Below are 15,718 nucleotides of genomic sequence, written 5' to 3'. Positions count from 1 at the left end.
GTTTATCTAAAATAAATAATTTTTTTATTAGATAATTCATAAATTTAATGATTTTTGATAAATAATTCAATAAAATTTAATAATAATCATTTATCATTTTTTTAATTACTTTCAATTATTTATTAGCTTATGAGATTGATTTTAAAATCGCTATAATTTTTGCTTTTAGTTGGTTTTCTAATTTTTTATAATAAACTTTGTTTTTTTCAAATTTTTTCTAGTAAATTTTTCTTTTTTAATATTGAAAAACTTTTAACTTTTTTATTGTATGAATATTTTTTTTATTTTTTGATGAATTCTTTTTAGTTATAAAAATGATAAAAACAACAAATAAAATTATTATTAAATAAAATTGTTTTTCTATTTTTTTATTTATCGAAACTAAGTTTATATTTTTTTCTTTGTTTTTATTTTTTAATTCTTTATTTATTTGTTCTAATTTTTCTTTCATTTGGTTTTCTAAAACTAATTCAGTTTCTAATTTTTCTTTTTCTGTTCTCAATTTAGTTAATTCTTTTAATTGAGTTTCTATTTTTTCTTTGTCTAATTTAGAGGTTGTTTTGATTTCATTTAATTCTTTTAATTCAGTTTCTAATTTGGCTTTTTCTATTCTCAAGTCAGTTAATTCTTTTAATTGAGTTTCTGTTTTTTCTTTGTCTAATTTAGAGGTTGTTTTGATTTCATTTAATTCAGTTTCTAATTTTTCTTTTTCTGTTCTCAATTTAGTTAATTCTTTTAATTGAGTTTCTATTTTTTCTTTGTCTAATTTAGAGGTTGTTTTGATTTCATTTAATTCTTTTAATTCAGTTTCTAATTTGGCTTTTTCTATTCTCAAGTCAGTTAATTCTTTTAATTGAGTTTCTGTTTTTTCTTTGTCTAATTTAGAGGTTGTTTTGATTTCATTTAATTCAGTTTCTAATTTTTCTTTTTCTGTTCTCAATTTAGTTAATTCTTTTAATTGAGTTTCTATTTTTTCTTTGTCTAATTTAGAGGTTGTTTTGAAAGGTATATAGTATGCTGCTGATAATTTTTTAAAACTATTTGTTGTCATGTTTAACAAAAACAAAACAAATATAAAAAAAACAATACAAATCTTAAAAATTATTTTTTTAAAAAAAATTGCATTCAAAATATACATCATATATATCCTTTTTTTATTTTTATTATCGAATTATAAATTTTATATTAAATTTTAAAAAAAATATAAAATTTATTTACACATTTAATAATGGTATCATAAAAATAATTAAAAAAATAATTAAAAAAATAATTAAAATTTAAAAAAATAAATTTTAAAAAAATATTCAATATTAAAAAAAAATAATTAAATTCAAAATTAATAAATAATAAGAATATAAAAACTAAAATAAACTAATCTTATAATAAAATTAGAGGATTAACGTTGTTATACAAAAAAACCTCATTACTTACAAAAGTTGGTTGTAAAATTTCAGTGCATAAATTAGAAAATTTAATTTTCAAATCAAGAGGATTCACTTGATTAGCGTTATCACAAAAAAATAAATAAGGATAACTTGATTCACCTTGCGTTTGAGTGGTTAATTCAAACAATTTACGAAAGTTAATTGAACTTTTAGTTATATTTAACTAAAATATCGCGTCAATGATCCGTGTCAACTGCGATATCAGCAATTTTTTCACCATATTCTGCAAAAACAGTGCGAAGACAAAAAAGTATATATCGTTTTGTTTTTAGGAACCAATTCGATCATTTTGAGGTATTCCAAAACTTTAGACACTTTTTGTTTTTTAAAATTTATTTAAGGCTAACTATTAAGTTAGTCTTTTTTTATTCTCTAAGAATAAAATTAATTTTCATATCTTTTCTAAAAACGTTTTTAGAAAGGGATTAAATGTTAAGAAAAAAATTATTTAAAGATTTTTTAAAAAATAAAAAGAATTTAGAAATAAGAGATCAATTAATTGATCTTCATTTGCCATTAATAAATAAAATTGTTGGTAAATTTAAATATTATCCTAAATTGCTCCAAAAACAAGATTTATATCAAGAAGGAGTTTTAGGATTAACGAAAGCCCTAAGTAATTACCAAGATTTAGGTTATGACTTTATCGCCTATGCAAAACCAACAATTAAATCTGAAATCAATGAACTAATAAGAAAAAGTTATTCTCCTTCAATCCCACAAAAATCTACTAAACCAAACAATATTAGTTTTCAAGAAGAAAAATATCAACCTTATAAAATCAGCAACCCCAATCCTCATCAATTATGGTTAAAACAAACAAATCACGAATGTTTGTTAAAAAAACTAAAAAAGAAATTAAGTAAAACAGGATTTAATATTATTTGTTTAAGTTTTGGTATCACTTTAGACAACATCAACGAAACTTATCAACGACCTCATACCAACCAAGAGATCGCGCTAAAAATAAATTTAAAACTTCAAACAATAATCAACATCAAAAAAATAGCTATTCTAAAATTAAAACCTAAAAAACCAATGGAGAAATAAAAAAATGTTAAATAAAGTTCAATTAATCGGCCGCATCACTAACGCCCTAGAATCACAATACATTCATATTAATAATGAACAAATCACAAAAATTGATTTCAACTTAGCTATCAACAATAAAGATAAAGTTCAATTCATCCACTGTGTTGCCTTTCGTAATCAAGCAGAAAACATGAGTAAATATTTACACAAAGGTTCAAAAATATATATAGAAGGAACATTATCTATTCAAAAATACACTAATAACGAAAACCAAAACAAAACCAATACTAAAGTTATTTTAAACAATGTTATCTTTTTAGATAATAACCCCCCAACCCAAAATTAAAAAGGAGTCACTAAAATGACAAAAAAAGAATTAATCAAAACTATCGCAGTAATGCATAAAACTTCGGTTACTCAAACCCAAGATTTTTACAACTCGTTCGAAAATGCTTTAATCAAAGCAATCACATCCAACGAAGAAGTGGTATTATCACCTTCAATTGGCAAATTCATCTTAAAATCAAGAAAAGCCCGCGTGGGAAGAAACCCCCAAACAGGTAAAAAACTCAAAATCCCTACAAAAACTGTGGTAAATTTTAAACTTTCTAAAACTATTAAAGATGAAGTCAAAAACCTTAAATTAAAATAAGGAGAATAAATTATGTTTATTTTTTCATTATTTGCAACAATTAGCAATTTTATCTTAAATTACTCTAAAGGATTTAGCACTACCGAAATCCTTGAACGAAGAATAGACGGAATCCAAACAACGATTTTCACTATTCTTATTGTCTCTGGTTTCAAACCTATTTTTAAATTAATTGCAAATATTTTGATTTTCGTCAAAGATTTGATTTTAGGCCTCTTTTTCCCCAACAAAAAACTCCAAAATTTAGAAATCCAAAACGCCAAACAAGAATATTTAGAAAAACAGTTATTAAAAAAACTAGATAAAATAAATGAAAACCAAGAAAAACTCCAATCCCAATTAGAAGTGCAAAAAGTAAAAGTTGCTCATTGGCAAGAGAAAAAAGCAAGAAAAAAAATACTAAAATTAAAAAACAACAACAAACCTCACGGAAAGGAAAATGAAAATGAATGAACTTAATTTCGCCATTGGATTTATCGTTGGCGCCCTATTCGCAACTGCTTTAATGTTTATTATCAAAAAAATCTTTTTTAATTTTTTTCCATTACCAGAAATTAATAAAACAGATGAAACTAAAAAAGATAACAAACCCAATAAATCATCTTCAATTATTCCAAACCCAAATAACAATTCAAAAGAAAAAAATAATTTAGAAAGTGAAAATAATTAAATGAAAATTAATAATTTAAACCAACGAACTTCTGAGTGGTATAATCATCGCAAAAAATATATCAATGCCTCTGAAATAGGAAGTATTACAGGAAATGACAAATTTAGAAGTTTAGAACAATTAATACATGACAAAATATTTGGAACAACATTTACAAGCAATAAATTCACCGAACACGGCAACAAAACCGAACCCCTAGCGAGAACTTTTTTTGAAAAAATAACTAATCTAAAATTCCCTGATACCATCTTTACTGATGATACTTTAGATATGTTTTCTGCAAGTCTTGACGGTTATAACAAACAAACCAACACTTTATTAGAAATTAAATGTCCTTATGTAGATGAAAATAACAACATCTCCTCTACTTGGAATGGTTTCTTTTCACATAAAAAAATCCCTTCTAATTACTGGGCGCAAGTTCAATGTCAATTATATTGTTCTCAATCTAAATTCGCTTATTTCTTTGTTTATTTTAATGACACTAATTATCATGTTGTTAGGGTTTATCAAGATAATAATTTTATTAACCAAATGATTGCAGACGGCAAAAAGTATTTAGAATTATTAAAACTCAATAAACAAGAATTACAACAGACAACTTATTTAAAAAAATTAAGTAAATTTAAAATATAAAAAAAAGAAAGGAAACTAAAAATGAAAATCCAAAAAAACCAAAAATAATTATTAAGAAAAAAACAATTTAGAAAGTAACAAAGAAATAAATAATTAATACAAAGGAGAAAAAACATGTCAAAAAAAATAATTATCACTAAAAAACCAAATAAAAAATTAACCAAAACCCAAAACCCAAATCAAAAAATATCAATCCCAGAAACAAAAAAACTCAATCATCACATTTCACCCCCAACTCCTAATATCAATAAACTAAATTTATTAAAAATAATTACTTATTTAACTATCATTTTATATTTTATTTTACATGTCAACGTTATTTATTACCAAAACCAAATCCCTTGGTTAACAACAGGAATCAATAATTTTATTGATTTAATTAAAACAATTTTTTCAGGAGGAAACAAATAATGAAAACACAAAATAAAAATAAAATATTAATTATCATAACATTTGTAATTGTTCTATTTTTCTCAATTATCTCAATTTATGCTTTAAACGATTACTTTAACAAACAAAGAAAAGAAAAAATAAATTTAATAAATGATTTTCCTATTTTCACTGTTGAACGAACGGGTGGCAACAACGAAAATCAAATACTTTTGCCGATTTCAATTCCTAACTTAAGCCAAAAAAAATACAATCACTTAATTACTATCGAACACGAAGCAATCCTTAACTCAAATGGAATAGATATTTCAATACCCTTATATTTAAAATTATCAACCCAATATAACACTAACCAATCCTTTAACAACCCAGAAAAATATTTAAACATAAGCCTCAAAGTTAATAACAATGATTATGACGACACAAAACGTCCCCAAATGATATTAAACGACAAAGGTATTGGAATTATTAAAATTCAAATTAGCATCGAACAAAAAGAAATCATCAATTCCAAAAACCCTCAATTAGAATTAATTTGTGATTACGAATTAGTCGATTCCCAAGGTAAATCTTTCGAAGGCGGAAATCAAACTATCGAAAACAAAATTGCTCAATTAGCAAAATAAAATATTAAAAGACTAAACAAAATTTGTATTAGTCTTTTTTTATTTTTCAGAAAGGTATTAATATGAAAATGAATATTAAAAAAAATCAAAATAAAAATTTAAATCCAACTAATTTAATAATAATCATTATAACATCTATCATTTTATTTTTAGGAATTCAAGTTTGGATCCACCATCAAGCTTTAATCGAAAATCAAACCCAAATCCTAAATCATCATAAAAGATTAGAAACCCAAAACAAAACTAACCAAGAAACTAAAAAATATTTAGAAGACCAAATAACTAAAAATAATTCATCACCAGAAAAAATTCAAACTTTTTCTTCATCAGAATTACAAGAAAAAACAATAATCCCGAACGATAACCAAGAAGAATTATTATTTAAACCTTCTAACAACAATAAATTCCCAGGATTCAACCAACTAATCGGTTTCAAAGAAGAAAAACAAGCATTAGATGGATTTATTGATTATCTCAACAACAAAGAAAACTACAAAAATATTGGAGAAATCGAATCTCCTCTAGGTATTTTAATGTATGGAGCCCCTGGAACAGGAAAAACCACTCTCGCAAGATCCTTAGCCAAAGAAACTAATTTACCCTTCTTTGAAGTAAGCAGCTCTTTATTCTCACAAAAATACAAAGGTATCGCCCCTCAATTAGTCAAAGATTTATTTATGACAGCTCGCGAAGAAGCAGCCCAAAACAATGGCGCAATCATCTTTTTAGATGAATGCGAAACTATCTTTACTGATTTAAGCACTTTAGAAACTGATTCAGAAATTGCCAATGTTGTGAATCAATTCAAAACTGAATTGACATCTTTTAAAAACAACCCTGAAAAACCTATTTTCATCATTGGAGCTACAAACCACATTAACCAAATCGATGATGCCATCAAATCAAGATTCACTTACAATATCGAAGTCAAACCAGGCAACAAAGAAGAAAGAAAACAATTCCTAGAATTTTTAATCAACAAACGTAAAAACCCTTATAGTGAAGAAGCCAAACAATACTTATATGAAGTCATTAACGAAGCTTTAGAAATATTACCGCCAAACCATCAATTCAAACAAGCCAATCGTACTTTGGAAAACCTCTTAAAAACAACAGTAACAATCTTTGCGAAAAACAGAGGTCAAGGTGAAACTAGAAGAAATGAAATCAACAAAGAAGATTTAAAACAAGCATATAAAATGATAATTTCTCCTAATATAAATATATTAGACCAAATAGAAAAAAACCAAAAAGGAGATGAATAATATATGTTAACACCATTTGACTTAATCAAAGGATTTTTATCATTTAAATCTTATTTCACCTGGTTTTTAATAGCCACTACCATCTTTAGTCTATTTGTTTTCTTTAAAAGAAAACTTTCACCCACTCAACAATCAACAACATCATGGAAAGGCTATTTAACTTATTTTTTAATTATAATTGGTATTTTAAGTTTCATTTATTTATGTTTCTTTCATAAAACAGAACCATCATCTAAATATGCAGGGCAATTAGTCAACAAAATCGACAAAGCCATCGATAAATACGAAAATACAATAAATAATTACAAAGGATTAAAAACTAATTGGGAAAGTGAATTAAAAAAATGTGAAGATGAATTAAAAGAACTTTACAATGCCCAAGAATCCTCCCAAAAACAAAAAGAACAAATCCATGAATTGTTAGAACAAAATGAAACAAAAATTAAAGAAATAAAAGAACAATTAAAAAACACAACAGGTAACATCACTATCTTAAAAGGCAAGCTAACTCAGTTAGAAAAAGATAAAGAAGATAATGAAAGAAATATTAAAGCAACGGAAGAACAAATAAAAAATACTACTGACAACGTTGAAATGCAAAAATTGCGAAAAAGATTAGAAGAACTGCGAACCCAAGAAGGTAATATAATCAAACAAATCTCAGAAATCAAATCTGAAATCGAAGGACTAGAAAGTAAATACAGTTTGTACTCCGAACAAATCCGACATATGGAAGACTTAAAACAAGATTTAGAAAAAAGATACGATACATTAAATAATGATGAAAAGTCTTTTTTTAATAGCATTAAATCCAAAGAAAAAATACAATCCGAAATCAAAACCAACATTTATCAAATCACCAAAAAACTTGAAGAAATCAAATTAGAAAAAGATTTATATACATCCCTAAAAATAAAATATCGCGAAATGCATAACCGCATGCAAACCTATGAAAAAGAACATGAAGCATCAGCTGGAAACATAGTAAAATGGGGATTCAAAGCTTTTGATAAAGTAACTGACTTAATCCCCGCTAAATATGGTATGAAAATTATGGGCAAAGCAGTTACTTTTACACGTAAGTTCGCTCAAGGTATGTCAAAAGCTACTTTAGTTCTTCACGAAGGCCACCGTTTGTGGCATTTATATAATGAAGTCGCGCAAGAAAACAAAGAACATCCACCAATGATTACCGAAGAAGCTTTAAAAATGTATACTCAAGACATCGACCGTGATTTAGCCAAACTTGACGCCGACTACAAAGATTACGAAAAAAAGCTAGAAGAATATAATAATCGCATAGAACAAGATAAATTAGGTCAAGAATTACAAAATTCTGAAAAATTAATTAAAAATAATAAAGATGAATTCAAATCTTGGATCATCGAATATAAAAAAATTACCGATGAATTAATCCAACAACGAAAAAAAATAATAGGAATAAACGAATTAAACAAAAATGAATACAATTTAACCTTAGATTTAGAAAAAGTTCAAGATGAAAAAGCCATAATTGAAGATGAATATTTTAGACAAAGAAATCCCAACTATGCCCGCGCCCAACAACGCCTTCAAGCTAGACGAGTTGGTAAAATCCCTGAAATGGTTATGATACCAAATAAAAAATAATTTTCCTTAAACATTTTATTCATAAAATTATATAATAGTGATATATTCATATTTCAATATTTGATAATAATCACTATTATCAGAAAGGAAATGAAATTTATGAATAATAATTTTTTTCAAAAACATTTAGTAACTATTATTATCACATCTCTTTTTGGAATAGCGATTATAATTGGTTTTTATCAAGGATTTAATGATTATCAAAACGAAAAAAATTATTTATCTCCTTTAGAGAACAAACCCCAACAAATCCCTTCAAAAATAAAACGTTCTACGGAAGAAACACCCCAACCGAAAATTAAAACCACTGCTGCTCGTTTCGACCAAATTAAAACTTATGTTTTCTCAGAATCCGATGACAATACCTTACTACCAAATGACCTTTCTGAAGAAGAAAAAACAGAGATTGAAAAAATAAAACAAAAACTAATTAATAATTTAAAATTTTGTAAAGATTGTCGTCAGCCTTGGATTGACGAATACCAAACAAAAATAAACAACTTAGAATCCCAACGCCAACCCCTAATTTCTCAAATCGAAGAACTAAAAAAACAATTAACATCATTAGAACAACAATTAAAAATAGTTGCAAGTGAAAAAAAAGAAAAAGAAAAATCAGTTTTTCAATTGTGGGATGAAACTCAAAGACCTGCATTAGAAGAACTGCGAACCCAAGAAGGTAATATAACCAAACAAATCTCAGAAATCAAATCTGAAATCGAAGGACTAGAAAGTAAATACAGTTTGTACTCCGAACAAATCCGACATATGGAAGACTTAAAACAAGATTCAATTAAAAGTTTAAATAGGGATATCGAACAAGATAAAAAAACAGCTGAATCTTCCCTCAACTCCATCTACACAATCACCTCGACTGAGGGATAAAAAATAAAAGGAGTCGTTAATAATGATTAAATTAGAAAAACAATTATCTTTGTTTAGTCTATTTTTTATCATTTGTTTAGGATTATTATTTATTGTTGATAACAAACAGGTTATGGGTATGAATAATAATCCATCCCAAAATAATTCAAATGGCGATAATAATATAGATGAGTATAGGATTTTTCAAAATTTATTATCTATACAAGAAAGAACAATTCAACAAATTATTAATGCTCTTAGAAATCATAATTCAGAAGTTGAAATTAATACTTTGTTAAATCAAAGCGAACAAATACACCAACAAATAATAACTCATCAACAAAGACAACTCAATAATCAGCATCAATTTATGATAAATTTTGAACGCAATATAACAAAAATTCAACTTGAAAGAGAACATTTATCATTAATACAAGAAATGAATACAGCTATTAATAATATACCCATTTATGCTTCAACAGAACAAATTAACGTGCTAAGAAATATTCAAATAAGAATGGACCAAAACCGAAGACAAATAAATATTATAATTCAACAATTACAAAATAATCCAAATCCACCAAATAACAATCGAAGACGATAAAAGAAATAAAAAAAATTAGAAAGTAGGTTTAAAAAATGAAAAATAATAATCAAATTAATGTTTTTGATATTGCTAATTATTTAATTAGCCAAACGGATACTAATAAATATAAAATTTCCAATATGAAAATTAATAAATTATTATATTACATTCAAGGTCATTATATAGCCCAAACAGGAAAAACACTTTTTCCAGAAAAAATTGAAGCATGGTTGTTTGGTCCTGTTATTTTAAATATTTACAGTGAATTTTTCAATTTTGTTGATAATCCAATTCCTAATGATTATGTTTGTAAAGGTGCTAGTAAAAACGAATTAACTACAGAAGCTAAAGAAATTATTGAAAAAGTAATTAATAAATATTCTTCTTTCAGTGCCAGAGAATTAAGTGTTAAAACTCATGAAGAAGTTCCATGGAAAGAGGCTTATAATCCTCGTAAAAAATGGCAAAATAACATCATTACTCACCAATTATTAGAAAAATTTTTTAAAGATAATATAATTTAATTGTGTAAGGGGTAAATTGCTGTTTGAAAAATTTAAATAAAGATAATTTTGAAGAAATTATCAAAACAATTCATAGTGTTTGTGTTAGTATTTCTAGAACTAAAAACTTAAGAAAAAATAACAATTCTAATCCACAAGACACTGAAGCTATTTATAGAGATAATATTTTTGTACAATTAAACAGTTATCCTTCTTCGTTCGAAAATTTCGTTAATTGTGAAGCTAACAATAATCATGGCAAAACAGATATTATAATACCTTTTAAAAATGAAAAAAAGTACATAGCAGAATGTGCTACTTTAAAAGAAAAAGATTGTGGTTATAAAATTGAAAAAAAATATAAACAACTAATTTATAATACAACAGAAAAAGATAACAAAATTTCATTAATTTTTTTTGTTTTAAAACGAGAATTTAAACCTAATCAAATTTTAGAAGAAATTGAAAAAATTATTAAAAAACAAAGCAATAATAATAATTTTCATAATAAACAAATAAAATATAAAAATAGTGATTGGATTATAAAAACAAGAGTAAAACAATTCCCTGAAATAGATTTTTATATTCATATTGGGGTTTATAATTTTTTTTATGATGAGAAATATTCTAAAATTCAAAAATAAATTCCTCTAAAACGCATTATTTTGCTCCTCTCGCTGTGATTAAATTACAATTAATTTTTTAAACCTTAGGGATTGATTTATACACCCTTAAATCCAATTTAGCCTCTAAGTGACCTTCAAAAAACCTTGTAAATACGTATTTTTAATTTTTACAATTTTGGCATAAATTAAAACGGATCATTTTTAAACCTAATTTATAACCACCCCTCTAGTTGAGGGGTATTTTTTTATACCCAAATCACAAAAAAAAGGAGGTAACCAATTATGTCAAAATCAATCAAAATTCCCTTTATCTAAATATTTCATCATTATTTATTTATTATTATTTTTGATTTGTTGTCCTTCTATCTCCGCTCATCCTTATTTTCATCATCAATCTAAATCAAAAATAAAACTATCTGACTACCAAACCCTTCAACAAGAATGGTTAGCCACTCAACCCAAAATGAAAAGATATGACATTCCTGTTTTATCTAAAGAAAGCATCCCTGATATCTTAAAATATTTTAATATCAAAGCTTATCTTTATGATATTTCAACTCCCTCCTACAATCCTTATGATTACACTTTCTTCGACGCTAAACTCAAAAACCCTCCTTCAGGTTTAATTGGGGCTTATTTCAAACCAAGACATAACCCTTTTAATATCAAATATCCTGATGAAGATGATGAATTCACCTTAGAAGAACTCCTTGATTACGGAATAGCCATCGAAGAAGCCTTTGTCTTTTGGGACGCAAAACAAAAACCTCAAGAAGAAAATGTAAATATAGAATTAATAATAATTGAAATGTTTGCTGACCAAAACAAAGAAGAAGCAATTAATAATTATTTAATCAAAAACAACATCATTAAAGAACCAAAACTAATTAAACTAGGTTGTTATAACGCAACACCTCATACTGGATTAGTATTGCCTTTACCTTTTGGAAAATTTTTATTTGAATTTGAAATTGATGCCATTTATTTTGATGACGGCATAAGGTTATTATCTGAAAATCGAAATATACAATCTCTAAGAAACCGATTAGAATGGAAACAAGAATTTCTACAAGAAGTTATAATAAAACAAAATTCATGTGAAGATACACATTTCAAAACTGTCTATCAAGAAAGCATTAATGAAATTAATGAAAGCATCAATCAAATAAAAGAAGATATTATTAAATCTCAATCATATACTATCGAAGACTTAACAAAACTCTCAAATGGTGCCAAAAACATCTATCTTTTCTTCCTTAATGTTCAAAAAAGAAAAAAAATTATTGAACTCCCTGACTCTTTAGACCCTTATCAAACTATCCGAGATTGGAAAAGAGAAAACAACCTTTATACTTTCCCTCCTTTAATAGAAGAAAGTGAATATAAAGAAGAAACAGAAAAGCGAAATTGGGATATTGAAATAACTTCTCCTTCTTATAAAAAAATAGATATTCCTTTTCAAATTAAAAAAATATTCCAATGTTTAGAAACTGATGATTGTATTTATTTTGTAGTTTGTAATAATGATACACTCCAAATTAAACTCGTCGAACAATATCGTGATGCTTATATAAATTGGTTAAAGCAATGTTACATTCAATATGGATGTTCTTATTCAGCTCAAGAAATAAGAAATAAATTTGGAAAAACATCGAGAATTATTTATGATGAAAATGGAAATACATGTTGGTATCAATATGTCCCAGGTTTTTTCTCTGATGATTGGATTGTTAATGGTCATAATTGTGTTGGTAATTCTAATATTTTTTATAATTTTTATAACACCACTCCCCCACCCAAAAGAATTGAATTAAGCTTTAAATAACAATTTAAAAGACTCTCTTGTAGAGTCTTTTTTTATTATCTAAAACCCAATTAAAGGAGAAAAAAATGAAACTTATAGTTTTTGAAGGACTAGATGGTAGCGGCAAAACAACTTTAATTCAAGAATTACAACAAAAACTAAAAAAACAAAAAATAAATAATAAAATTTATCAAGGTTTAGGAAGTAGTTCTATTGGAACAGAAATAAGAAATTTATTTTTAAATTATAACCAAGTTGATTACATTACTCGTTTTTATCTTAGCATCACTAATATGGCTCAAATCCAAAAAGAACTCATCTATCCTCATTTAAAACAAAATCAACTCATAATCTTAGACCGTTGGTTACCATCAACATATGCCTACCAATTATTTCCTTATCTTAAACAAACAAAATCTTGTTTCGATTTAAAAGAAATTTTTGATATCACTCATAAAAAATTATTTATTAAACCTCATTTATTAATTTATCTAGATATTAATCCTCTTATTGGTAAAGAAAGAAAACAAACCCAAAAAAACCATCAATTAGATATTATCGAACAAAAATCCTTAACTTATCACCAAACTGTCCATAAAGGTTATTATCATTATTTAACTCATTATCAAAACAATAAACAATTAATTCTAAATGGTATTGATTCCCTTCAATCAAATGTTACTAAAATTATGAAATTAATAAGAGATATAAAATGAAAAAAATCATAAAGAAAAAATGTCAAAACGGTAATTTATATATCTATTTTCGCAACGGCAAAATCAAAACAATTCATAAAGATGGAATTATTACTTGGCGTACTAAAAAAATCTATTAAAACAAACCAAAGACCCTCAAAAAGGGTCTTTTTTATTTAGAAAGGAATTTAAAAATGTTAACTAACCAAGAATTTATTAATATCAACCAATTAAATACCAACTCAAAATCAGTTCAAATCATAAAGCTTATTTTCAACAAAGCAACTTTGAATCTTACTATTGATAAATATATGAAAAGTAATCACATTCAATTAAATCATTATTTCGAAACCAACAACTTTTGTTCCCAATCCCAAAAATCAATTCGCGGAAAAATTAACGAATACCTGATTTTGCTTTATTTAAACCATAAAGGAATTAAATGTTTATATCCTAAATCATATTTATTTTTCATCCCCGACATCAAATTCGACTTGGTTTTATTCACACAAACCAAACGCATTATCGCCTTCAATTTCAAAACTTGCCTTCGTGAACGATACAAACAAGCCATCATTGAAGCACAACAACTAAAAAAACTAGACACTCGTTTTGAATATTATTTATTAACAAACGATGAAGTTGAAACTCAAAAACTCAATAATAAAATTAAAAACGGTAAAGTACAGTCAATTAATAAAGTAATTAATTTATTTTCTGATAATGCTAATCTCTTCTTAAAAACCTTACTAATGAATGAATTCATCACTTTTCCCAATATTAATTTAATTAAAAAGAAGGAGTTAAATAAAAATGTTAACTAACGAACACCAAGCCTTAATTCAAATTATTAATTACATCGAAAAAGGGGAGTGGAACAAATTAAAACTTTATTGTCAAATAATCAACCCTAAATATTTAACCAAATCCAATCACCAAAAAATATATAACGCTTTAAAATATTTATATTTAGAAAAAAAATCAACTCATCCTTGGGATAAAATCAAAACCAAAGAGACAATTATTAAAGAATTACTAACTTATCTTCAAACTCATTATCCTCAAGAAAATTTTAATAATGAATCTTTGATGTTTTTAAACAATAATAATATCCATAATGAACATCTTTTAGAAAATTTAAAACATACTTATACCCAAGAAACTTTATTTCAACAATTAATAAAAACAATCAACCCTTCTTTTGATAATCAAGATCTTTATCATAAGCATTTATACTACCAAGAAATCTTTGATAAATTAAGAAATTTTATTAATCTTATCCCAAACAAAAAAGATAAAACTTTATTAACCTTGAACCAAATGACAAAACTTTATCCCGAAGTCTTTGAAACCGACAACATTTCCAAACAAAAAATCCAAGAAGAATATTATCGTTTATCAGACACTTTCAAAGGATTAAACCAAGCCACTAAAGGGTTCAAAAAAGGTCAAATCATCACCATTGGAGGCTATACTGGTTTAGGTAAAACATCTTTTATCTATAATCTTCTTTTAGATTTAGCCAAAACTAAATACCAAGAAAACCAACATTATCCTTATATGTTGGTTTTTTCTTTTGAAATGACTTCAGAAGAAAACCTAAATCGTTTATTATCTAATCAAACTCAAATTCCTTTAGATGTTATTTTAGATAAAAATTTTGATAATATCACACAACAACACTATACGAAAAAGATGATACAAGCAAAACAATTTTTTACTAATATCAACTTATCTTTTAGTTATGACCAAGAAAAAAATATTAATTATATTGTTGATTTATTGTATCGTCTTCATTTAGAATCCAAAATAGAAATTGTAGTCATTGATCACCTTCAAATCACAAAAGCGAGTAATAAAATGGATAATGACCGTTTAGCCATTGATGAAATCATGACCAAAATTAAAGAAATCGCCATCGAATTAAAAATTGTCATTATCATTTTATCTCAATTTTCAAGAGATACTTATTCTAATTATAACGGAAAATCCCCAGAAATCACCGCACTAAAAGGCTCTGGCGGAATTGAAACCAATTCCGACATAGTATTAATTATGTCTGAATTTAACCCAAATATTAAAAAAAATACCACCAAACCCCTAAATATCTATACTTCAACCTTAAATCAACTATATTTAGAAGCTGATGACAATGATAATCAAAAAATAATTGAAGTAAATATTAAAAAAAATCGCAGCGGAACTAAAAAAACTTTAGTCTATCATTTTAAAATGACAACTCAAACTTTTCAAGAAGTAGGTTATGTTTTACCTTACCAAATAGAAGATTTTTAA

At 25.7% G+C, this 15,718-nt stretch carries 19 protein-coding genes and 1 pseudogene; 18 read left to right on the top strand and 2 right to left on the bottom strand.

The genetic code is table 11. From position 1 onward, the window contains the following. Positions 1-235: 235 nt before the first annotated feature. Together LFWB_RS02445 and LFWB_RS03890 are read right to left on the bottom strand one after the other, a co-directional pair. Positions 236-1,138 (bottom strand): coiled-coil domain-containing protein, encoded by a 903-nt coding sequence (locus LFWB_RS02445; RefSeq protein ID WP_210954533.1) that lies wholly within the window; start codon positions 1,136-1,138, stop codon positions 236-238. Between the two features lie 239 nt (positions 1,139-1,377). Then, entirely contained in the window at positions 1,378-1,572 is a 195-nt protein-coding gene (locus LFWB_RS03890) for a hypothetical protein (protein ID WP_246454206.1), read from the bottom strand. 302 nt (positions 1,573-1,874) lie between these two features. Here LFWB_RS03890 and LFWB_RS02435 point away from each other — a divergent pair, with 302 nt between their 5' ends. The 18 genes and pseudogenes from LFWB_RS02435 (at position 1,875) to LFWB_RS02350 (ending at position 15,718) form a co-directional block, all read left to right on the top strand. Continuing rightward, positions 1,875-2,495 carry a sigma-70 family RNA polymerase sigma factor gene (locus LFWB_RS02435; protein WP_210954482.1) on the top strand — a complete coding sequence of 207 codons (621 nt, stop codon included), beginning with the start codon at positions 1,875-1,877 and terminating at the stop codon, positions 2,493-2,495. 4 nt (positions 2,496-2,499) lie between these two features. Next, positions 2,500-2,823 carry a single-stranded DNA-binding protein gene (locus LFWB_RS02430; protein WP_210954483.1) on the top strand — a complete coding sequence of 108 codons (324 nt, stop codon included), beginning with the start codon at positions 2,500-2,502 and terminating at the stop codon, positions 2,821-2,823. A 15-nt stretch (positions 2,824-2,838) separates the two neighbouring features. Further along, entirely contained in the window at positions 2,839-3,129 is a 291-nt protein-coding gene (locus LFWB_RS02425; RefSeq protein ID WP_210954484.1) for an HU family DNA-binding protein, read from the top strand. Between the two features lie 12 nt (positions 3,130-3,141). Next, the gene (locus tag LFWB_RS02420; protein ID WP_210954485.1) at positions 3,142-3,582 is read left to right on the top strand and encodes a hypothetical protein; all 441 of its coding nucleotides are present in this window, start codon (positions 3,142-3,144) and stop codon (positions 3,580-3,582) included. Beyond that, complete coding sequence (locus tag LFWB_RS02415; RefSeq protein WP_210954908.1) at positions 3,575-3,799, top strand: hypothetical protein; 225 nt, start codon at positions 3,575-3,577, stop codon at positions 3,797-3,799. The genes LFWB_RS02420 and LFWB_RS02415 overlap by 8 nt, the downstream gene beginning before the upstream one ends. Beyond that, complete coding sequence (locus LFWB_RS02410; RefSeq protein ID WP_210954486.1) at positions 3,800-4,435, top strand: YqaJ viral recombinase family nuclease; 636 nt, start codon at positions 3,800-3,802, stop codon at positions 4,433-4,435. 114 nt (positions 4,436-4,549) lie between these two features. Beyond that, positions 4,550-4,846, top strand: a complete 297-nt coding sequence (locus LFWB_RS02405) for a hypothetical protein (protein ID WP_210954487.1) — start codon at positions 4,550-4,552, stop codon at positions 4,844-4,846. Beyond that, a complete protein-coding gene (locus LFWB_RS02400; RefSeq protein WP_210954488.1) occupies positions 4,846-5,451 on the top strand; it encodes a hypothetical protein in 606 nt (201 codons plus the stop codon). The genes LFWB_RS02405 and LFWB_RS02400 overlap by 1 nt, the downstream gene beginning before the upstream one ends. A 68-nt stretch (positions 5,452-5,519) precedes the next feature. Next, positions 5,520-6,716: an AAA family ATPase gene (locus LFWB_RS02395; protein WP_210954913.1), complete on the top strand. Its 1,197-nt coding sequence runs from the start codon at positions 5,520-5,522 to the stop codon at positions 6,714-6,716. Between the two features lie 3 nt (positions 6,717-6,719). Beyond that, positions 6,720-8,345 carry a DNA double-strand break repair protein Rad50 gene (locus tag LFWB_RS02390; RefSeq protein ID WP_210954532.1) on the top strand — a complete coding sequence of 542 codons (1,626 nt, stop codon included), beginning with the start codon at positions 6,720-6,722 and terminating at the stop codon, positions 8,343-8,345. A gap of 99 nt (positions 8,346-8,444) precedes the next feature. Beyond that, complete coding sequence (locus LFWB_RS02385) at positions 8,445-9,230, top strand: hypothetical protein (protein ID WP_210954531.1); 786 nt, start codon at positions 8,445-8,447, stop codon at positions 9,228-9,230. Positions 9,231-9,252: 22 nt separating this feature from the next. After that, complete coding sequence (locus tag LFWB_RS02380) at positions 9,253-9,813, top strand: SVM family protein (protein ID WP_210954530.1); 561 nt, start codon at positions 9,253-9,255, stop codon at positions 9,811-9,813. A gap of 35 nt (positions 9,814-9,848) precedes the next feature. After that, on the top strand, positions 9,849-10,319 hold the full coding sequence (locus LFWB_RS02375) for a Panacea domain-containing protein (RefSeq protein ID WP_210954529.1): 471 nt from the start codon (positions 9,849-9,851) through the stop codon (positions 10,317-10,319). Between the two features lie 23 nt (positions 10,320-10,342). Next, positions 10,343-10,942 (top strand): hypothetical protein, encoded by a 600-nt coding sequence (locus LFWB_RS02370; RefSeq protein WP_210954528.1) that lies wholly within the window; start codon positions 10,343-10,345, stop codon positions 10,940-10,942. A gap of 445 nt (positions 10,943-11,387) precedes the next feature. Then, entirely contained in the window at positions 11,388-12,749 is a 1,362-nt protein-coding gene (locus LFWB_RS02365; protein ID WP_246454245.1) for a hypothetical protein, read from the top strand. 47 nt (positions 12,750-12,796) lie between these two features. Then, a pseudogene (gene tmk / locus LFWB_RS02360) lies at positions 12,797-13,444 on the top strand (dTMP kinase); the annotation flags it as partial. A gap of 173 nt (positions 13,445-13,617) precedes the next feature. After that, complete coding sequence (locus LFWB_RS02355; protein WP_210954507.1) at positions 13,618-14,247, top strand: hypothetical protein; 630 nt, start codon at positions 13,618-13,620, stop codon at positions 14,245-14,247. Next, positions 14,237-15,718 (top strand): replicative DNA helicase, encoded by a 1,482-nt coding sequence (locus tag LFWB_RS02350; RefSeq protein WP_210954508.1) that lies wholly within the window; start codon positions 14,237-14,239, stop codon positions 15,716-15,718. Before LFWB_RS02355 ends, LFWB_RS02350 begins: the two co-directional genes overlap by 11 nt.

Source organism: Candidatus Phytoplasma luffae, from assembly GCF_018024475.1.
GTDB lineage: Bacteria > Bacillota_I > Bacilli_A > Acholeplasmatales > Acholeplasmataceae > Phytoplasma > Phytoplasma luffae.
Note: the sequence above shows the minus strand (reverse complement) of the source record. Positions and strands in the feature narration are given on the sequence as shown.